We start from the raw sequence: 20,474 nt of genomic DNA, 5'->3' as shown, positions 1-20,474 counted from the left end.
TAGACGTTTCTGAAAAGCGCGCAAGAGGAAAAATCAGCCCTACGACGGATATTTTTCCCAAAACGACCCCAAACCTGAAGAATTGGTTAATTTTCCTCCGCAGACCCCGAGGCCAGGGCGGATTCCCCCAGCGGATATTCCCGCATGGCCTCGTAGACCGAGCCCCCCGTCCCCATCTCGGAGCGGTAGAGGGCGAACTCCTCCACGGCGAAGGCGGGGCTCCGGTGGAGCGCGAAGCCCTCCAGCCAGGAGATCAGCCGGTGGCGCGGCGCCTTGCGCCCGAGCCAGGCGACGGTGACATGCGGCGTGAAGTTGCGCGATTCGAACTTCACCCCCGCCTGACGCAAGGCCCGCTCGACCTTGGCCTGAAGCCGCCGCAGATCCGGATTCTCCGCCAGGGCCGCATAAAGGGCGGTGGGCTTGTCGCCTCCGAAGAGCCCCACCCCCTCCAGACGCAGCTCCAGAACCGGCGCCCGGATCGCCGAGAGCGCCAGATCGGCGTCCTCCAGCGCATGAGGATGCTGCTCGCCGAGAAAGGCGAGGGTCAGATGCAGGTTCTGCGGCGCGACCCAGCGCGCCTCGGGAACCGGAGCCCGCAGGGCCTCCAGATCGGCGGCGATCCGGACCGGCAGCGGCAAGGCGATGAAGCTGCGGATCATGCCCCTTCCCTCTCCTTTTCGCGCAGGGCTTCGGCCAGAGCCTTCAGACGCGGCCCGATTCCCTCCACCACCACCTCGACGCCCTGCGCGTTGGGATGCAGGCCGTCGGCCTGGTTCAGGGCCGGATCGGTCGCCACGCCCTCCAGCAGGAAGGGATGCAGCGTCACGTCGAATTCTCCGGCGAGGCGCGGATAGATCGGATCGAAGGAGGCGACGTAATCGGGGCCCATGTTGCGCGGCGCCATCATCCCCGCCAGCAGCGCGGCGACGTCGCGGGTCTTGAGGATCTCCAGCATGGCGCGCAGATTCGCTTCGGTCTCCTCGGGCGGCAGACCCCTCAGGGCGTCGTTGGCGCCCAGCTGCAGGATCACAAGATCGGGAGGATCATCTCCCAGAAGCCAGTCCAGACGGGCCAGTCCGCCCGCCGTGGTGTCGCCCGCGACGCCCGCGTCCTCGATGGAGGCCAGCCCCGGCGCAGCGGCGTCCATCCAGGCCTGAAGCCGCGCCACGAAGCCGTCTTCCGGGGAAAGCCCGTATCCGGCGGTCAGGCTGTCGCCGAAGGCCAGAACCCGCAAGGGCCCGGGCGCCGCCTCCTCCGCGAGGGCGCGCGGCGAGGCTCCCCCGCCCGCCAGAGCCAGCCCCCCCAGCAGAAGAGCGAGGTTGAACGCGCGGCGGCTCGGAACATATCTCCTCGGCGAAGACGGAGCGGATTCGGATCGGGAAGGGCGCGGCATGGACGGTTCCTCACAAACGGCGCGGGCGGCGCGGACGACGCGGGCGGAGCAGGCGGAAGGCGCGGAGACCCCGCCCGCCTTCGAGATCAGGGATCTGCGCCTGACCTTCTCGGGCCGGGCGGGCGCGGTGGAGATCCTCAAGGGCGTGGACGCGACGATCCGGCCCGGCGAGGCGGTGGGGATCGTGGGGGCTTCGGGCTCGGGCAAATCCTCGCTCCTCATGCTGATGGGCGGGCTCGAACAAGCCACCGGCGGAGAGATCCGCGCCTTCGGCGAAGACCTGACCCGCAAGGACGAAGACGCCCTCGCGCGGTTCCGCAGGAAGAATATGGGAATCGTGTTTCAGTCTTTCCACCTGATTCCCACCATGACCGCCCTGGAGAACGTCGCCACCCCTCTGGAGATCGCCGGAGCCCCCGACGCCTTCGAGCGCGCGGCGGCGGCTCTGGAGGGGGTGGGGCTCGGGGCGCGGCTGGATCATTATCCGGCGCAGCTCTCGGGCGGAGAACAGCAGCGCGTGGCGCTCGCCCGCGCGACGGCGCCCCGTCCCCGCATCCTGCTCGCCGACGAGCCGACGGGCAATCTCGACGGCGCCAACGGCGCGGCGATCATGAATCTGCTCTTCGGGCTGCGGCGCGACCATGGGGCGGCCCTCGTGCTGGTGACCCATGATCCGACCCTCGCGGCGCGCTGCGACCGCGTGCTCAGGATGCGCGACGGCCTGTTGCTCCCGCCGGAGGACGTCTGATGAACGGGTGGGCTCTGGCGCTGCGTCTGGCGCGGCGCGATTTCCGGGGCGGGCTCAAGGGCTTCGCCGTGGTGCTGCTCTGCCTCGCGCTGGGCGTGGGCGCCATCGCGGGCATCGGCCAGGTCTCGGAGGCGATCCAGCAGGGATTGCGCGCCGATTCGCGGGCGATTCTCGGCGGCGACCTCTCGGCTTCGGTGCGTCACCGGGCCTTCACGCCCGAAGAGATCGCGGCCCTGGAGCGCGGCTCCGTCGCGTCGAGCCGCTTCGTCGAGCTGCGGGCCATGATCGTCTTCGGCGAGGAACGGAGCCTCGCGGCGGTGAAGGGCGTGGACAAGGCCTATCCGCTCGCGGGAGACTTCGTCTCCGAGCCTCCGGAGCAATTGCCGCGCCTCTTCCTCGAAGCCCTGGACGGAGCCCCCGGCCTGCTGCTGGAGCGCTCTCTGGCGGAGCGGCTCGGCATGAAGCCGGGCGATTTCGCGCGGCTGGGAACCCAGCGGGTCCGGCTGACGGGCTATGTCGCGGATGAGCCGGATAAAGACCTCGGCGGCTTCGACGCGGCGCCGCGGGCTCTGGTTTCTCTGCCGACTCTGGAGGCCTCGGGGCTGCTGCAGCCGGGGGGCCTCTACGTCTCGACGCTGAATCTGACCCTCCCGCCCGGCGCCGACGCCCGCGCCGCCCGCGCGGCTCTGGAGCGGGGGCTGGAGGATTCGGGCCTGAGGCTGCGCGATCCCTCCCAGGCGGCCAGTTCGGTGCGCCGCTTCGTGGAGAATCTCGGCTCCTTCCTCGCTCTGGCGGGTCTGGCGGCTCTGGGCGTGGGGGGCGTGGGCGTGGCGGCGGCCACGCGGGCCCATCTGGAGCGCAAGACCGCCTCCATCGCCACGCTCAAGACGGTCGGGGCCTCCTCGGGGCTGGTGGCGCGGATCTATCTGATCCAGATCGCCTTCGTGGCGCTGATCGGCGTGGGGGCGGGGCTGGCCCTCGGCGCCCTGACGCCCTGGGCGCTTGGGGGGATCCTCCGCGAGAGCCTGCCCATCCCCGCCGATTTCCGCATCTATCTGCGCCCCCTCTTCGAGGCGGCGGTCTACGGCCTGCTGACGGCGGCGCTCTTCGCGCTCTGGCCGCTCGGACAGGCCGAGGCCACGCCGCCCGCCCGGCTCTATCGCGCCGCCGTGGAGGAGAAGCCCGTGCGGCCCGGCTGGCGCTGGATCCTCGCGACCTTCGGGGCTCTGGCGCTGATCGTGGGTTGCGCGGCGGCCTTCTCGGCCTCGCCCCGGACGGCCCTGGGCTTCCTCTCGGGAATCGCCATGGCCTTCCTGGCGCTGCGTCTGGCGGCTTCGGCTCTGGCCTGGGGAGCGCGGCGGCTCGGGCGCTCGCGGATCACGCGCGGACGCCCGGCGCTGCGTCTGGCTCTGGCGGCGGCGGGCGGCCCCGGCGGAGAAACGACCGGAGTCGCCCTGTCGCTCGGGATCGGCCTGACCCTCATGGCGACGCTCGGCCTGGTGGAGGCCAATCTCCGCCATGTCGTCGAGCAGGAGATCCCGAAGGAGGCCCCGGCCTTCTTCTTCCTCGACATCCCCGCCCCCGACGGCGAACGTTTCGAGCGCGAGGCCTCCGCCCTGCCCGGCGTGACGCGGGTGGATCGCGCGCCCATGCTGCGCGGACGCCTCGTGGCGCTGAACGGCGAGCGGCTCACCGCCGCCAACACCCCCGAGTCCGCCCGCTGGCTGATCCGGGGCGACCGGGGCCTGACCTACGCCGATTCGGCGCCGGAGGGCGTGAAGCTCACGCAGGGCGCATGGTGGCCCGCCGATTACACGGGAGAGCCTCTGGTCTCCTTCGCGGCGCGCGAGGGGGCGGAGCTTGGCCTGAAGATCGGGGATCACATTGAAGTGAACGTTCTGGGTCGGCCTCTGCGGGCGCGGGTGGCGAATTTCCGCGAAGTGGACTGGCGCGGCTTCGGCATGAACTTCGTGATGGTGTTCAACGGCGCGGCCCTGCGCTCGGCGCCGCATTCGCATCTCGCGACGCTCTACGCGCCGCCGGAAGCCGAGGCGGGCGTCCTGCGGGCGCTCGGGGCGAGCCATCCCAACGCCGCCGCCGTGGGCGTGCGCGAGGCCGTGGGACGCGCCGTCTCCGCCCTCGACCGCCTGACGCTCGGGCTGAGGGCGGCGGCGGCGGCGGTGCTGCTGGCGGGTCTGGCGGTGCTGGCCGGAGCGGTCTCGGCGGGCCAGCGCCAGAGGCTCTACGAGGCGGCGGCGCTCAAGGCGGCGGGCGCCGAGCGGAGGCTTCTGCTGGCGGCCTTCGCGCTGCGCTTCCTGCTGACGGGGGCGGCGGCGGGTCTGGTGGCCTTCGGGGCGGCCTGGGCCGGAGCCTGGGCGGTGATGCGTTTCGTGATGGAGCAACCCTTTCAGAACGCTCCGGGAGTCGCCTTCGGCGTGATCCTCGGAGGGGCGCTGCTGACCCTCGCGGCGGGCTCGGTCTTCGTCTGGCGAGCCCTGGCCGTGCGCCCCGCCCGCGTTTTGAGGACGCAGGACGGTTAAGGGGATTTCATGAAAGCTTGACCGATGCGCGCTTGAATCCGCGGCGCCCGCAACGATATCCTCCTCAAAGTCTTCAACCTCGAAAGGACCTCCGCCTATGGCGCAATATGAACGGCCCTCATTTGGCCGAACCGCCACGACCGGGACGGCCGCGAGCATCGACCAGGGGCTGCGCGCCTACATGAACCGTGTCTACGGTCTCATGGCCGGCGGCGTGGCGCTCTCGGGCGTCGTGGCCTACGCCATCGCCAACACCCCCGCGCTGGCTCAGGCCATCTACGGCACGCCGCTGCGCTGGGTCGTGATGCTGGCCCCTCTGGCCTTCATCTTCCTGATCGGCTTCCGCGCGCACAAGATGAGCGAATCCGGAGCCCTGGCGACCTTCTGGGCCTTCGCGGGCGTGATGGGCGCCTCGCTGGGCATGATCTTCCTCGTCTTCACCGGCGCGCAGATCACCCAGGCCTTCCTGATCACCGCCATCGCCTTCATGGCCATGGCCGGATACGGCTACGTCACCCAGAAGTCTCTCTCCGGGTGGGGCAGCTTCCTGTTCATGGGCGTGATCGGCCTGATCCTCGCCAGCCTGCTGAACCTGTTCATGCAGTCTTCGGCGCTTCAGTTCGCGATCTCGGCTCTGGGCGTGCTGATCTTCGCCGGTCTGACCGCCTATGACAGCCAGCGCCTGAAGAACGAATACCTCTACCTCGCCGACGCCGACGGCGGCGCCGCCTACATGGGCAAGAGCGCCATCTTCGGCGCCCTGAGCATGTATCTGAACTTCATCAACATGTTCCAGTCGGTCCTGAGCCTCATGGGCATCATGGGCGGCGACGAGTGATCCAGCCTCCTCCCGCTCCGGCGGGAGGCTGCGGAGAGACGAAGACCCCCGCGTCCGGACAGGGCGCGGGGGTTTTTCATGCCCGGAGTTCAACCCCTATCCGTCGCGGCGCCTTGCCTGAGGGGGAGGGCTCCGCGATCATGCGGCCCTCCTCCGCCCTCGCCGCCCCCTGTCCGGAGTCCTGCGCCTCATGCCTCTCCTCTCCAAGCCGCGCCTGGTTTCGCCCGCCCTGCTCGCCGCCGCGCTCGCGCTGAGCGGCTGCGCCGCCACGCCCGGCCCCGCCTCCAGCGGCTATACGCCGCTGCGCGCGATGGGCTCCGCCGCCGACGATACGGGAATCCGCATCGGCGTGGAGTCGCGGCTGGTGTCGCTCGGGACCTTCTCCTCGGTGACGGTGCGGGTCTTCCGGGGGCGGGTGCTGCTGGTGGGGCGCGTGCCCGACGCCGAGACCAGGGCTCTGGCGATGCGGGCGGCGCTCTCGGCGACGGGCGTGCGCGAGGTGCTCAACGAACTGATCGTCGGGCCGCCGGTGGGGACGCTGGCCAACATCGAGGATCTGCGCATCAGCACCCAGGTGCGCGCCGGACTCCTCGCCAACGCGAACATCAATCAGGGCAATTACGACGTGACCACCTCCGACGGCGTGGTCCATCTGCTCGGCGTGACCCCGAGCGAAGTCGAATTGCGGCTGGCCGCGGAATCCGCCTCGCGGGTGCTGGGGGTGCGCAACGTCCAGATCCACGTGCTGTCGGCGACGGATCCGCGCGCCGGATTCTGAAGCGCCCCGACCGCCTCAGGGCGCCGAAGCCGCGAGGGCCTCGGCGCAGGAGGGCGTGAGCAGGACTCCCGCCGCCGACAGCCGGGGCGCCAGCTCCGCCCAGAGCTTGCGCTCCGCCGGACGGGCGCTCGCCACGCAGGCGAGGCGCGTCCCGGAGAGGTCGGACTTCTCCAGAACGGCGGCCAGATCCGCCGGATCCGTATAGCCGGGCAAGGCGAAATCCAGCGTCGCGCCGGAGAACTCCGCGCCCGTCAGGTCATATCCCTTCTTGAGCCCGGCCACATGGGCGCCGGTGAAGTCGGCTCCGCTCAGGTCGGCGCCGGGGAGGTTCAGCACGAGCTCGGCCTCGCGGAAAACCGCCCCCGCGAGCTTCGCCCTCCCCCGGGGCTTCGCGCCCCAGAAGAGATAGACCCGCGCCTGGGAGAAATCCGCCCCGCCGAGATCCGCCCCCGCGATCCGCGCCTCGATGCGCCCGACCAGCCCCGCGCCCGAGAAATTCGCGCCCCTCAGGTCGAGATCCTCCAGCAGCAGCAGGGATTCGGGGGAATCGTCGAGTGTCTCCAGTCCCGAGAGATCGGCGATCCGCTCCTCGGCGCCGCAGAGCCGCTCCAGAGGGATCAACCCCCGCCCGAGCCCCTCGGGCAGCAGGGTCGCGCAATCGGAGAAGGCGCCCGCCAGCTCGATCATCGGATTCTCCGGATCGCGCAGATCCAGACGCGCCCCCGCCAGACGCGCTCCGAAGAACTGCGCTCCCGGCGCGAAGGCGCCGGTCAGATCCGCGCCCTTCAGATCGGCGCCCCGCAGATCCGCGAAGACCAGCGAAGCCCCCCGCAGATCCGCGCCGGAGAGATCCGCGCCGGTCAGCCGGGCGTAAGCGAGATCGGCGCCCCGCAGATCCGCGCCCCGGAAGGAGACGCTCAGCGCCTGGGTCTGGGCCAGAACCGCCCCCCGCAGGATCGCGCCGGAGAAATCTCCGCCCTCCAGATCGGCTTCCCGGAGATTGGCGCCGGTCAGATCCGCCTCCACGGCGTCGAAGGGCAGGCGGCTGCGCGAGGCGTCGAAGCCCGGAGGCGCGCCCCTCAGGGGCACCGGGCCCGCCGTCCCCAGAGCCGTCGAGGCGCCCCGCAGATCCGTCCGCGCGAGGTCCAGCGGCGCCCCCAGAGCCATCGCGAGGTCGTCGCGCAGCCGCCTCAGGCGCGGATGCTCGCCATGGAGGGCGGCATATTCGTCCAGCGCCGCAAGGCCCGCCTCCAGATCCTCCGGCGCGGCGGGAATCCGGTGGACTCCGCTCCCGCCCTCCAGACGATGGCGCGCCAGACGCAGCCAGGCTTCGGGACGGGCGGAATCCAGAGAAATCGCCAGACGGAAGGCGGCGTCGGTGGCGGGATGGTCGCCATATTCCGCCAGAGCCTCGGCGGAGGCCATGGCGGCGGCGTAGCCTTCCGGCCCTTGCGCCGCCTGTCCGGCCGCTGCGCGCAGGGTCGCGACCCGCGTCTGCGCCTCCTCCGCCAGCTTGCGGAGGGCCTGCGCCTTCTCCGCATCCTCTGCGGTCAGGCATTCGAGGCTTTCGCCCTTCCCCTCCGGGCCGGGCGCGCCGAGGATCAGAAGCCTGTCGCCGGTCTTCGCCTCGGGGCAGAAGGCCGGCTCATAGCGCATGCAGATCCAGTAATTGGGGAATTCCTCGTCCCATTGCCGGATCGTCAGGCGCTCGGGAGGCGCCCCCCAGAGCGCGCGGTCGATCTTCACGGCGGCCCGACGCATCGGAGTCCCCGCCGCGTCGCCATGGAGGAAGCCGCTCGGGCGCTTCTCGAATCCGAGGACTTCGGCCTCCGCCAGCCATGCGCCTTCCGCGAAGCGCTCGGCCAGGGTGAGCGGCGGGGTGAAGAAGCTCGGGGCGCAGGCCCATGCCGGAGAAACGGCCAGGGCGGCCAGACTCGCGCTCACGCAGATCGCCGCAGTCCGGAAGCCCATCCGCCGCTCTCCCCATATGTTCAGTGGTCAGACGGATTTCAACGCCGTCAGGAAATCCTCCACCAGATCCTCCGGATCCTCAAGCCCCGCCGAAAGACGTAGAAGTCCCGGCGAGATCCCCAGCTCGGCGCGTTTTCCGGGCGTCAGGCGCTGATGGGTCGTGGTGGCCGGATGGGTCACGATGGATTTCGCGTCGCCCAGATTGTTCGAGATGGTGAAGATCCTCAGGGCGTTCATCACCCGGAAGGCCGCCGCCTGATCCGCGACCTCGACCGAGAGCATGGTCCCGCCGCCCTCCATCTGGGCTCTGGCCACCGCGCGGTGCGGATGGTCGTCGCGGCCCGGATAGACCAGCCGCGTCAGCTTCGGGCTCTCCGCCAGAGCCTCCGCCAGACGCGCCGCGCTCGCGGCCTGAGCCCGCACGCGCAGATCCAGGGTCTCCATGCTCTTGAGCAGCAGCCAGGCCGAGAAGGGGCTCAAGGCGCCGCCCGTATGCTTGATGAAGGGCTCCAGGGTCTCGCGGATGAACTTCGTCGTCCCCAGCACCGCCCCGCCGAGCACGCGGCCCTGGCCGTCGATGTGCTTGGTGGCCGAATAGACCACGACGTCCGCCCCGAGCTGCAGCGGATGCTGGAAGATCGGCGAGGCGAAGGCGTTGTCCACGATGAGCGTCGCGCCCGCCTCATGGGCGAGGGCCGAGACCGCGCGGATGTCCACGAGGTCGAGGGTCGGGTTGGCGGGAGTCTCGATGAAGGCCGTGCGGGCGCCGCCCTTGAAGGCCGCGCGCCAGGCGTCGAGGTCGGCGCCCTCCACGAAGACCGTCTCCACGCCGTAGCGCGGGAGCAGGTTCTCCAGGATATAGAGACAGGAGCCGAAGAGCGCCTTCGAGGCCACCACCCGGTCTCCGGCCTGAACCTGGCTCAACAGCGCCGCGCTGACCGCCGCCATGCCCGAAGCCGTGGCGAAACAGGCCTCGGCGCCTTCGAGCGCCGCCAGACGATCCTCGAACATGGCCACGGTCGGATTGCCGTAACGGGCGTAGATGAAGCCGGGATCCTCGCCGGTGAAGCGCGCCTCGGCGGCCTCGGCGGAGGGATAGGCGAAAGCCTGGGTCAGGAAGATCGCTTCGGACAGCTCGCCGAACTGGCTGCGGCGGATCCCTTCATGCGTCAGAAGGGTGCGGGTCCGCCAGCCGGAGCGGCCGGATGCGGAATCGGCGGGATCTTGAGTCATGACGGCGGGACTCCATGCGAAGGCCAGAGACCGGCGGGACAGGAGACGCGCTCCAACCTTTTAGCGGGTTTGGTCAGGCGGCCCGCAATCCGGTCGATCAAATCGCCGCCGCGCGAGGAGTCGCGCGCCCGGCAAGCTAAGACTCCGCCCCTGCGGCGTCAAGCGGGCCGACGGGACCGCAAGGACGGAAAAGGCCCGCTCCGGTCGGGAGCGGGCCTTCAGGTCAGGCTCTCTGCGTCAGGGGCGGCCGGATCAGCCGCGCGACCACCAGCCGCTGCGCTTGGGCCGGGCGGGTCCGTCGGGCTCGGGCGCAGGCTCGGACTCCGCCGCAGGGGCGGACTCCGCGACAGAAGCGGGCTTGGCGGCGGGCTCGGGCGCAGGAGCGGGCTCCGGCACGGCCTCCGCGAGAGGCGCAGGGGCGGGCGCGGCGGCCTTGGGGGCCTTCGCGGCGCGCGGCGCGCGCCTGGGCCTGGCCGGCTTGGGGGCTTCGGCCGCCTCCACGGGCGCGGCCGCTTCGGCGGGCGCCTCGATGCGGGGAGCTTCAGCCTCGGCGGCGGCCTCGGCGAAGAGCTTCCCGGCGGCCAGGTCCAGCGCGTCGGGACGGCTCAGCAGGGCCGTGGCGGCGTCGCGGCTGAAGTCCTCCGAGGGCCCGGGCTCGGGCGCGGCTTCGGGCGCGACGGCCTCCGCCTCGCCCGGAGCAGCCTCCTCGGCCTGCGGCCTGCGCTCTTCGCCCCGACGTCCGCCCTTGCCGCGCGCGCGACGTCCCCGGCCTTCGCCGGATTCGGGCGCGGAAGGCGCCGGGAACTCCGGCGCGAGGATCGAACCGGACTCCTCGCCGCCGCCCAGGTCGATCACCGGCAGAGGATCCGCCTGGCGCGCCTCGGGGGCGCGGTCGCCGCGCGGCCTGCGCTCGTTGCGGCCCCGACGGCCGCCGCGCTCCTCGCGCGGCTCGAAGCGGGCTTCGGCCTCCGGGGCGGGCGCCTCGCCGAGCTCCTCGTCGGAGCGGGGCTCCTCGGTCGGGACGGGCTTGCGCGGCGTCTCGATCTCGATGCGGCGGGGCTCGGCGCGGGCTTCGATCTCCTCCTCTTCGGCGTCGGCGAAGCTGGAGTCGATCCCGACCGGACCGGCTTCCGTGCGGATCGCGGCGGTCAGGAGGAAGCGCTCGAGCCGATGCTCGGCGGGCGGCAGGCTCGGGTCGCCCTCGACATGGGCGGCCAGGGCGTAGCGCTTCTCCAGGCTGAGCAGGCGCTCGCGCTTGTGGTTGATCAGGTAGTTCGCGATGGAGACCGGCGCGACGATCTTCATGCCGACGCCCGGCTCGCGCACGCCCGCCTCTTCGGCCTCGCGCAGGATGGAGAGCGCCAGGGATTCGTCCGAGCGCACATGCCCCACGCCCTGACAATGCGGACAGGGCTTGGTCGAGGCCTCCAGCATGCCGGGGCGCAGCCGCTGACGCGACATCTCCAGCAGGCCGAAGTTCGAGATGCGCCCGATCTGCATCCGCGCGCGGTCGTTCTTGAGGCAGTCCTTGAGCTTGCGCTCCACGGCGCGGTCGTTGCGCGGATCGTCCATGTCGATGAAGTCGATGACGATCAGCCCCGCGAGGTCGCGCAGGCGCATCTGGCGCGCCAGCTCCTCGGCGGCTTCGAGGTTCGTCTTGAGCGCGGTGTCCTCGATGGAGTACTCGCGCGTCGAGCGGCCCGAGTTCACGTCCACGGCGACCAGCGCCTCGGTGATGTTGATGACGATGTAGCCCCCCGAGCGCAATTGCACGATGGGGTTGAACATGGCCGTCAGCTGGCTCTCGACCTGATGGCGGATGAACAGCGGCACGTCGTCGCGATAGGGCTTCACGTTCTTCGCATGCGAAGGCGTGAGCATCTTCATGAAGTCCTTGGCCTCGCGATAGCCGTCGTCGCCCTCGACGACGATCTCCTCGATGTCGCGGGAATAGAGGTCGCGCAGGCTGCGCTTGATGAGGTCGCCTTCCTCGTAGACCAGCTTGGGCGCCATGGAGGCGAGCGTCAGATCCCGCACGGCGGTCCACTGGCGGATCAGGTAATCATAGTCGCGCTTGATCTCGGCCTTGGTGCGGTCGGCGCCGGCGGTGCGCACGATCAGACCCATGCCCTTGGGCACGTCGAGCTCGTCGGCGGCCTCCTTGAGGCGCTTGCGGTCGGCGGCCTCGGTGATCTTGCGGCTGATGCCGCCGCCGCGCGCCGTGTTGGGCATGAGCACGCAATAGCGCCCCGCCAGCGAAACATAGGTCGTGAGCGCCGCGCCCTTGGTGCCGCGCTCCTCCTTCACCACCTGCACCAGCAGGATCTGGCGCTTCTTGATGACTTCCTGAATCTTGTAGCGGCCGCGCGGGAAACGGCGCGGCGAAGAGGCTTCGGCCTCCTCGCGGGAATCCTCCTCGCCGACGCTCTCGACCTCGAAGGCCTCGGCGTTCTCGGCCTCGCCCTGGTCCTCGCGCGCGGAGTCGAGGCCGACGAACTCGATCTCCTCGACCTCCGGCGCCTCCTCCGCGGCCTGGCGGGGCTCGGCGCCGTTCTCGTCGCGCGGCTTGCCCCGGCCCTTGCCTCCGCCCGGACGGCGGCGGCGCAGATAGCGCGCCCGACGTCCGCCCGTTCCCTCGCCGCTGGTCGAATCGTCCGGCGAGGCGGCCATGGCCTGGGCCGGTCCCTTGCGCTCGTCCGGCTCGCTCAGGCGGGCGACGGTCCCGTCTTCGAGGGTCACCTCCCGGACGGCGCCCTCCTCCTGGAGGGGGGCCTCCCCGGGTCCGGTCTCCTGAAGGACCTGCGCGGCGGGCGCCTCTGCGGGCTCCCGGGCTTCGGACTCCTGCGCCTCGGCGGCGCGGCGCTCCAGACGGAGCAGACGCGCCGAACCGCCGTCCTCGAGCGTCACCTCGCGCTCCAGGACCTCGACCCAGCCGCCCCGGGAATCGTTGCGGCGACGGTCGCGCCCCCGGCCCCGACCCCTTCCGCGACGTCCGCCGTCGTTCCGCGATTCCTCGCGTCCGCCCTGGGCGCCCGAATCGGCGTCTCCGGAGACGGCGTCCTCCGCCCCGGAGTCGAAGGCCTCGGCCTCGCGCCGCGACGACCCGTCGCGGCTTCCGGCGCGCTCGACCTCGCGTCCGCCGTTGCGTCCGCGGCCGCCGTTGCGGTCGTCGCGTCCGCGGCCGCCGTTGCGGCTTTCGCGGGCGGGGCGCTCCTCGGCCTCTTCCTGATAGGCGCGGGCGGCGTCGGCCAGCAGGGCGGCGCGGTCGGCGTGGGGGATCTGGTAGTAGTCCGGATGGATCTCGCTGAAGGGCAGGAAGCCGTGCCGGTTCCCGCCATACTCCACGAAGGCCGCCTGGAGCGACGGCTCGACGCGCGTCACGCGCGCGAGATAGACGTTTCCGGCGATCTGTTTCTTGGTGATGGTCTCGAAGTCGAACTGGTCGACCCGCTGGCCGTCCACGACGACGACCCGGGTCTCCTCCGGGTGGCTCGCGTCGATGAGCATTTTTCTGGGCATGGATGCGTCGATCGGAGCGCGCGCAAGGGCTGACGGCCCGGTCGGATCACGCCGCCGGGTCCGCAGGCGCCGCCTGCGCGCGCCGCCGCCTTTCTGATCTGTTGATGCGGTCGGGGGCCGCAGGCTCGGAGGCGGCCTTTGGGCCCGCCGTTCCTCCGCCTTGAGCGCCCCGCCTGAAGAACATGAAGCAAAACCTGACTCGTAGGGCTTGGTATGGTTGAATCTTCCGCCTCTCGGCGTCAGGTCGCGCGGAGCGGCCGCCGCAAGGGACGGCCGTATGGGGAGAGCGCCCAAATCATCCCGACGGACCTTTTTGAGCGCGCGCGCCTTTACGATAAACTCGGGCTTAATCGTAACGGCGCAAAAATCATACGGATCCCGCCGGAGATGGATTCTCTTGGGGGGAAGCCTCGGCGCTGAAGCATTCGAAGGCGGAGTCCCTCCGCCGGATCCCGCTCCGGAGCCGCGCACCGTCATACTAGACGCGCCCCGCCCCTCGCGCCAAATGTTTTTTAGGTTGGCGCGGAGATATGATACAAGGACCGAAAAAAGCCTTTCCGCCCAGACGAAGACCTTTGCGGCGAGCAGGCTGAAGTTCAGGATCGAGCAGAATGTCGAGAACCCGCCCCCCTTCCTGGCGGAGCCGGATCATCAGGGCCTTTCCCCGCGTCGGCTCCGGCGCGGCGCAGGCTCTGCCGGTTCTTCGTCGCGCCCTCTGCGTCCTCGCCCTCCTGTTGGCGACGCCCGTCTGGGCCGCGCCTTCGGTCAAGGCCGTGCGCATCGACAGCTTCGCCGCCGGAGCGCACGTCGTCATGGAGCTCGACCAGCCCCTGACGCCGCGCGTCTTCACCACGGCCAATCCGGACCGGCTGATCATCGACATGCCCGAAGTGATCTGGGGCCTGCCCCAGACCTCCGGGCCGGTGGACAGCCCCGTGATCCGCAACTTCGGCTACGCCCCCCATGTGCCGGGCGTCTCGCGCCTGGTGCTGGATCTCGCCGAGCCCGCCCAGCTTCTGGGCTATGATCTGCGCCCCGCGCCCGACGGCAGGGCCCATTATCTCGACATCGCGCTGGCCACCCGCAACGGACAGCCCCTGACCGCAGGGCCGCCCTCCGCGCCGCCCGCCCGCGTCGGGACGCAGCGCCCGCCCGCCGAGGAGCCCGAAGCCCGCAAGCCCGAGGAGACGGAGGCCGCCGCCTCGGCTGCGGCCGCGGCCGCCGCGGCGGCCGAATCGGCTCTGGCCGCCCAGCGGCTGGTCGAGGAGGAGATGCGCCGCCTCACCGAGGAGAACCGCCGCCTCGCCGAGGAAGGCCGCCGTCTGGCCGAAGACACCCAGCGCCGCCTGATCGAGGAGCGCGTCCGCATGGCCGCCCTCCAGGCCGCCGAGGAGGCGCGCCTCGCCCGGCTGCGCGAGGCCGCAGGGCCCAATCTGCTCCGCCCGACCATCGCGCCGGTGGTCGCCGCGCCGACTCCTCCGGCCCAGTCCGCCCCCGTTCCCGCGCCCGCTCCGGTCGTGGCGGCGCCGGCCCGTCCCGCGCCTCCGGCCGGGCCGCTCAAGACCGAGCGCCGCGCCGAAAGCGCCGTGCGCAAGGCCAACGCCGAAGCGCCCTCGCCGCGCGGCAAGTCGCGGACGGGCCTCGCCGGAACGCCCTACGCGCCTTCGGTGGGCGACGTCTCGGCGCTGAACACGCTCTTCTCGCGCCCCGAGGGCCAGCAGGTCGCCATGGCGGCCCCGACGCCCCGTCCCGCTCCGCCTCCGCCGCCCGCGCCTGCGGTCAAGAAGATGCTCGTGATGCTCGATCCGGGCCATGGCGGCAAGGATCCGGGCGCGGTGCGCAGCGGCGTGCGCGAAAAGGACGTGGTGCTCGACTTCGCCAAGCTGCTGCGCGACAAGCTCGTCGCGAGCGGACGCTTCGAGGTCCACATGACCCGCAACAGCGACCGCTTCGTCGAGCTCGAGGACCGCGTGGAGGCCGCCCGCGTGGTCAACGCCGACATCCTGATCTCCATCCACGCCGATTCGCTGGACGACGCGGGAGTCTCGGGCGCCACGGCCTATCTGATCTCCGAACAGGGCTCCAACGAGCGGCTCGAGCAGATCATCCAGAACAAGGATTCGGTGGGCCAGGTCGGCGGCGTGATCCTCGCCCGCGAGGACATCGACATCGCCCGCACCCTGATCGACCTCGCCCGGCGCACCACGCGGAACCTCTCCAAGGAGTTCGCCGACGAGATCATGAAGGAGTTCGCCGTGATCGCTCCGGTGGTGACCCGCGCGGTGCGTCCGGCGAACTACGTCGTGCTGCGCGCCCCCGACACCCCCGCCGTGCTGGTGGAGCTCGGATTCATGTCCAACGACGCGGATCTGAAGCGCCTCCAGTCGGAGGAATGGCGCGTCAAGGCCGCCGACGCCGTGCTGAAGGCGCTGGATTCCTGGCGTCGCCTGCACTGAAGCCCATATGCGGATGAGCCCGGGCGCGACTTTCCGCGCCGGGGAGGGGCGCTGGACAAATCCGGCGCCCTGCGCGCATAACGGAAGCTGGCGGCGTCCTCCCCCGGCGCGCCGCGCCTGAAGGCGGAATCATGCGGTTTTTCGGTCATCTCTTCAGCCTCATCGCGATCCTGAGCGTGCTCGGGGTGGCGGCGGCCGCCGGAGTCTTCTGGTGGTACGGCCGCGATCTGCCCGACCATCATCAGCTCGCCGACTACAAGCCGCCCGAACTCTCCAAGGTCTACGCCGCCGACGGCGCGCCCATCGCCGAATTCGCCCGCGAACGCAGGATCTTCGCGCCCATCGCCGAGATTCCGCCTCTGGTGCGCCAATCCTTCATCAGCGCCGAGGACAAGCGCTTCCTCAGCCATCCGGGCGTCGATCCCCTGGCGCTGGGCAACGCGGTGCGGGGCGTGCTCCAGGGCGGACGCATGCGCGGCGCCTCGACGATCACGCAGCAGGTGGTCAAGGTCATGCTCGTCGGCGACGAGCGCGAGATCGAACGCAAGATCAAGGAGGCCATCCTCGCCTTCCGCCTGGAGCGGGCCCTGAGCAAGGACCAGATCCTCGAGATCTATCTGAACCAGATCTACCTCGGCGCGGGCGCCAGCGGCGTGGCCACCGCCGCCCAGACCTATTTCGGCAAGAGCCTCGCCGAGCTGGAGCCCGAGGAGGCCGCCTATCTGGCCGCCCTGCCCCAGCGCCCCTCGCAGCTGCATCCGGTGCGCAACAAGGAGATCGCCACGAGCCGCCGCAACTACGTGCTGCGCGAGATGCGCAACAACGGCTACCTCACGCCCGAAGAGGCCGAGGCCGCCATGGCCAGGCCGCTCGAGACCCGGCTCGACGATCCCACCGCCCGCCGCGCGCCGGAGGCCTACGACTGGGCCATGGCCTATCCCATCGAGGAGATCCGCAGCGAGCTGATCGCGCGCTTCGGCGAGGAGGCCGCCTATGGCGGCGGACTCGTGGTGCGCTCCAGCATCGACCCCGCCCTGCAGGCTCTGGCGGGACGGGCCCTGCGCGAGGGGCTCAGCGAATACGACCGGCGCGACGGCTGGCGCGGCCCCGTGGGCCGCATCGAGGGCGTCGCGGCCATGGACGAGGAGGCCCGCCGCAAGGCCCTCGGCGAGATCCGCGCCCCCCGCGACCTCGGAGACTGGCGGCTCGGCGTGATCACGGCGGTCGACGCCAAGACCGCCGCCTTCGCCCCCGAACCCCGCGAGGGGCTCGATTCCGCGCCGCTGGAGCTGACGCTCGAATCCGTGCGCTGGGCGCGTCCGCGCCGCGAGGGCGGCGGGCTCGGGGCCACGCCCAAGGCCGTGGGCGAGGCGCTGAAGGTCGGCGACGTGGTCTATGTCGCGCCCGTGGATCCCAAGGCCAACGGCGGCGCCTCCTGGCAGCTGCGTCAGGCGCCGAACGTCAACGGCGCGCTCATGGCGATGGATCCCCATACGGGGCGCATCCTCGCGATGCAGGGCGGCTTCAGCGCCCAGGCCAGCGTGTTCAACCGCGCCACCCAGGCGAAGCGTCAGCCGGGCTCGGCCTTCAAGCCGATCCTCTACGCGGCCGCTCTGGACCATGGCTACACCCCCGCCACCGTGGTGCTGGACGCTCCGGTCAGCGTGGACCAGGGCGCCGGACAGGGCGTCTGGCGCCCCGAGAACTTCAGCCGCCGCTTCAACGGCCCCACCCCCGTGCGCGTGGGTCTGGAGCGCAGCTACAACGCCATCACCGTGCGCATGGCGCAGGACGTCGGGATGGACGTGATCGGCGACTACGCCGTCCGTCTGGGCGTCTACGACGGCATGCCCAATCTTCTGGCCTATGCGCTGGGCTCGGGCGAGACCACGCTCCAGCGGCTCTCGACCTCCTACGCCATGATCGCCAACGGCGGCGAGCGCGTCGCGCCGAGCCTCATCGACCGCGTGCAGGACCGCAACGGCGTCACCATCCTGCGGGCCGATTCGCGGCTCTGCGAGGGCTGCGCGACCGCCGAGCCGGGCGTCTCTCCGCCGATCCCCCAGGCCCGCGAGCGCGTGCTCGACCCGGTGACCGCCTATCAGACCACCTCCATGATGGAAGGCGTGATCCAGCGCGGCACCGCCACCCGCCTCAAGCGCCTCGGACGCCCCATCGCGGGCAAGACCGGCACCACCAACGACGCCAAGGACGCCTGGTTCATCGGCTATACGCCCGACCTGCTGCTCGGCTGCTTCATGGGATTCGACACCCCCCAGGAGCTCGGCCGCGAGGCCTCGGGCGGCGGACTCTGCGGCCCGGTCTTCGAGATCTTCATGGGCGATGCGCTCAAGGACCAGCCGCCCAAGGCCTTCGCGGTTCCGGAAGGAGTCTCCTTCGTGCGGATCGACCGGCGCACCGGCCAGCGCATGCCCGAGGGCGTCGCCAGCGACGACATGATCATGGAGGCCTTCCGCGCCGGAACCGAGCCCGAAGACGACGACAGCTACGCCCCGAGCGCCGACATCTTCGCGCCGCCGGTGGGCGAGATGGGCTACGGCTACGGACATGACGACGGCGGCGGATGGGGCGCGGGCGTCTTCGGCGCTCCGGCGGCGCCTGCGCCGGGCGGCTACGACCCCTGGCGGAGCGGCGTCCCGGCGGCGGCCCAGCCTTCCGGCCCGCTGCTCGACGTCTACGGCAATCCGGTCGGCTATCAGCCGCCTGCGCCTCCCGCGCCCTCCTGGCCCCAGGCGCAGCAGCCCCAGGCCGCGCCCTTCTACGTCGATCAATACGGACGCCCCGTGCAGACCGCCGCCCCGCAGCAGCCTCTTCCGGGCGTCTCGGAATACCACATGGACCCCCTGACCGGTCGGCTGATCCCCGTGGCGCCGCGCGGAGGCTTCCCGCAGCCCCAGCCGCAGTTTCCGGCCCAGCCGCAGCAGGCGCCTCAGGCCCAGCCGAACGCGCCGCTGTTCTACGGCGCGCCGCCGCCCGCTCCCGGCCAGGCGCCCGCGCCCGGCGCGGCGGCTCAGGCGGGCGAAGGCTTCCGGCTCGACGGAGTCTACTGACTCCCGGGCCTTGCGGATCGCGTCGGGGGAGGCGGTCTTTACCCCATCTCCCGGCGCGGCTATATAACCTCCGACATCGCCAAGATCCGAATTTGAAAGTCCCCGCCCATGCGCGCCGAAACGCAAAGCGTCGTCGAAGAGATTCGCCAGTCCCTGGCCCTGCTGCGTCGCCGGCTGGACTGGGAGACCGCGCCCCTGCGTCTGGAGGAGCTCAACGCCCGCGCGGAGGCTCCGGATCTCTGGAACGATCCGGCGAAGGCGCAGCAGGTCATGCGCGACCGGCGGATCCTGGAGGAATCCATCGACGGCTACCGGGCGCTCGAAGGCGGGCTGGAGGACAATCTCGGCTTCATCGAGCTCGGCGAGGCCGAGGGCGATTCCGAAATCGTCTCCGAAGCCGAGGCCGCCCTCGGCGAATTGCGCGAAAAGGCCCATCGCGCCGAAATGGAGGCCCTGCTCTCCGGAGAGGCCGACGGCAACGACGCCTTCCTCGAAGTCCACGCCGGAGCGGGCGGAACCGAATCCTGCGACTGGGCGCTGATGCTCTCGCGCATGTATCTGCGCTGGGCCGAAAAGCGCGGCTACAAGGTCGAGCTGATGGAGGAGACCCTCGGCGAAGAGGCCGGGCTCAAGTCGGCCACCTATCAGATCAAGGGCGAAAACGCCTATGGCTGGCTCAAGAACGAGACGGGGGTGCATCGTCTGGTGCGCATCTCGCCCTTCGACAGCCAGGCGCGGCGGCACACCTCCTTCTCCTCGGTGCTGTGCTATCCGGTGGTCGACGACACCATCGTGATCGAGGTCCAGGACAAGGACATCCGCATCGACACCATGCGCGCCTCGGGCGCGGGCGGCCAGCACGTCAACAAGACCGATTCGGCGGTGCGCATCACCCATCTGCCGACCGGAATCGTCGTCACCAGCTCGGAGAAGTCGCAGCATCAGAACCGCGACATCGCCATGAAGGCGCTGAAGTCGCGGCTCTACGAGATGGAGCTCCAGAAGCGCGCCGACGCCGACGCCGCCATGCGCGACTCCCAGGGCGAAAACGGCTGGGGACACCAGATCCGCAGCTACGTCCTCCAGCCCTACCAGATGGTGAAGGACCTGCGCACCGGGCATGAGACCTCGGATTCGCAGGGCGTGCTCGACGGCGATCTCGACGACTTCATGGGCGCCTCGCTGGCCGCCGACGCCGCCGGCAAGAGCCGCGCCGACGCCCAGGGCGCGTAAGGGCCTTCAGGATCCCTCAGGCGGGACCCTCGGGCGGGAGATCTCGGGGCGGGGGGGCCCGTCCGCCCTCCCCCTCCTCCGGACGCAGGGCGCCGCGCAGCTCCGCGACGCCCGGATCTTCTCCGCGAGTCCCGGTTCAGCCCTGGTGATGGGGCCCGGGAATCTGACGCACCTCCTGATCGCCCAGAGGATTTTCGGCGCGCTGCACCGAGCCCTCGAAATGGGCGCCCGCCTCGATGGCGATGCTCTTGTGCAGGATGTCGCCCTGAACATGGGCCGAATTGGAGAGCCGCACCTTGTTGCCCCGGATGCGGCCGATCACGCGTCCGTTGACCACCACGTCGTCGGCGACGATCTCGCCGCGGATCACGGCGGTCTCGCCGACGGTCACCATGCCCGAACGGATGTCGCCCTCGATGACGCCCTCGATCTGGACGTCTCCCTCGGCGACGAGATCGCCCCGGATGGTCAGATCCGCCGAAATCAGCGAGGTCACCGACCGCCGCGCCACGGCGGAGCTGGCGGGAGCGGGAGCGGAGGCGTTCATGGGCGGACTCACAGGGCTGGAGGTTCCGAAGACGGAGCCGGGAGAGACCGGACGCTGCGTCTCCGGCTCCTGCGTGTCGATGGGCGCGTTGAGCTTGGATTTGGAGAACATCTGGACGGCCTCGAACTGGTGGGGACGGGGACCCGA

13 protein-coding genes and 1 riboswitch are annotated in these 20,474 nt (G+C 70.9%); of the genes, 7 read left to right on the top strand and 6 right to left on the bottom strand.

All coding sequences use genetic code 11. The annotated features are described in order from the left end of the window. Window positions 1-86: 86 nt before the first annotated feature. Together thpR and PHN62_RS03670 are read right to left on the bottom strand one after the other, a co-directional pair. Complete coding sequence (thpR, locus tag PHN62_RS03675; protein WP_300146437.1) at window positions 87-659, bottom strand: RNA 2',3'-cyclic phosphodiesterase; 573 nt, start codon at window positions 657-659, stop codon at window positions 87-89. Beyond that, window positions 656-1,393 (bottom strand): arylesterase, encoded by a 738-nt coding sequence (locus PHN62_RS03670; protein WP_300146434.1) that lies wholly within the window; start codon window positions 1,391-1,393, stop codon window positions 656-658. The genes thpR and PHN62_RS03670 overlap by 4 nt, the downstream gene beginning before the upstream one ends. On the opposite strand from PHN62_RS03670, the gene PHN62_RS03665 reads away from it, so the two are divergent. From PHN62_RS03665 to PHN62_RS03650, 4 genes are all read left to right on the top strand, one after another. Further along, on the top strand, window positions 1,392-2,141 hold the full coding sequence (locus tag PHN62_RS03665; RefSeq protein WP_300146431.1) for an ABC transporter ATP-binding protein: 750 nt from the start codon (window positions 1,392-1,394) through the stop codon (window positions 2,139-2,141). The genes PHN62_RS03670 and PHN62_RS03665 overlap by 2 nt on opposite strands. Beyond that, window positions 2,141-4,681 (top strand): FtsX-like permease family protein, encoded by a 2,541-nt coding sequence (locus tag PHN62_RS03660; RefSeq protein ID WP_300146429.1) that lies wholly within the window; start codon window positions 2,141-2,143, stop codon window positions 4,679-4,681. The genes PHN62_RS03665 and PHN62_RS03660 overlap by 1 nt, the downstream gene beginning before the upstream one ends. Window positions 4,682-4,778: 97 nt before the next feature. Continuing rightward, window positions 4,779-5,519 (top strand): Bax inhibitor-1/YccA family protein, encoded by a 741-nt coding sequence (locus PHN62_RS03655; RefSeq protein WP_300146426.1) that lies wholly within the window; start codon window positions 4,779-4,781, stop codon window positions 5,517-5,519. Window positions 5,520-5,709: 190 nt separating this feature from the next. Beyond that, window positions 5,710-6,297 (top strand): BON domain-containing protein, encoded by a 588-nt coding sequence (locus PHN62_RS03650; protein WP_300146424.1) that lies wholly within the window; start codon window positions 5,710-5,712, stop codon window positions 6,295-6,297. Window positions 6,298-6,312: 15 nt separating this feature from the next. Here the strand turns inward: PHN62_RS03650 and PHN62_RS03645 are convergent, their stop codons facing one another. From PHN62_RS03645 to PHN62_RS03635, 3 genes are all read right to left on the bottom strand, one after another. After that, complete coding sequence (locus tag PHN62_RS03645; protein ID WP_300146421.1) at window positions 6,313-8,268, bottom strand: pentapeptide repeat-containing protein; 1,956 nt, start codon at window positions 8,266-8,268, stop codon at window positions 6,313-6,315. Window positions 8,269-8,295: 27 nt separating this feature from the next. Next, a complete protein-coding gene (gene metZ / locus PHN62_RS03640; RefSeq protein ID WP_300146419.1) occupies window positions 8,296-9,501 on the bottom strand; it encodes an O-succinylhomoserine sulfhydrylase in 1,206 nt (401 codons plus the stop codon). A gap of 40 nt (window positions 9,502-9,541) precedes the next feature. Next, a riboswitch (SAM riboswitch) is annotated at window positions 9,542-9,620 on the bottom strand. Window positions 9,621-9,753: 133 nt separating this feature from the next. Beyond that, on the bottom strand, window positions 9,754-13,020 hold the full coding sequence (locus PHN62_RS03635; protein ID WP_300146416.1) for an Rne/Rng family ribonuclease: 3,267 nt from the start codon (window positions 13,018-13,020) through the stop codon (window positions 9,754-9,756). A 611-nt stretch (window positions 13,021-13,631) separates the two neighbouring features. On the opposite strand from PHN62_RS03635, the gene PHN62_RS03630 reads away from it, so the two are divergent. The 3 genes from PHN62_RS03630 (at window position 13,632) to prfB (ending at window position 19,780) form a co-directional block, all read left to right on the top strand. Next, window positions 13,632-15,476 carry an N-acetylmuramoyl-L-alanine amidase gene (locus tag PHN62_RS03630; RefSeq protein WP_300146414.1) on the top strand — a complete coding sequence of 615 codons (1,845 nt, stop codon included), beginning with the start codon at window positions 13,632-13,634 and terminating at the stop codon, window positions 15,474-15,476. 131 nt (window positions 15,477-15,607) lie between these two features. Beyond that, window positions 15,608-18,547, top strand: coding sequence for a penicillin-binding protein 1A (locus PHN62_RS03625; protein ID WP_300146411.1), 2,940 nt, complete (start codon window positions 15,608-15,610; stop codon window positions 18,545-18,547). Window positions 18,548-18,655: 108 nt separating this feature from the next. Further along, window positions 18,656-19,780 (top strand): peptide chain release factor 2, encoded by a 1,125-nt coding sequence (gene prfB, locus PHN62_RS03620; RefSeq protein WP_300146409.1) that lies wholly within the window; start codon window positions 18,656-18,658, stop codon window positions 19,778-19,780. Window positions 19,781-19,916: 136 nt separating this feature from the next. Here the strand turns inward: prfB and PHN62_RS03615 are convergent, their stop codons facing one another. Continuing rightward, a complete protein-coding gene (locus PHN62_RS03615) occupies window positions 19,917-20,438 on the bottom strand; it encodes a polymer-forming cytoskeletal protein (RefSeq protein WP_300146406.1) in 522 nt (173 codons plus the stop codon). Window positions 20,439-20,474 lie beyond the last annotated feature (36 nt).

Origin of the sequence: Neomegalonema sp. (genome assembly GCF_028688855.1) — a bacterium.
Lineage (GTDB): Bacteria > Pseudomonadota > Alphaproteobacteria > Rhodobacterales > Rhodobacteraceae > Neomegalonema.
Note: the sequence above shows the minus strand (reverse complement) of the source record. Positions and strands in the feature narration are given on the sequence as shown.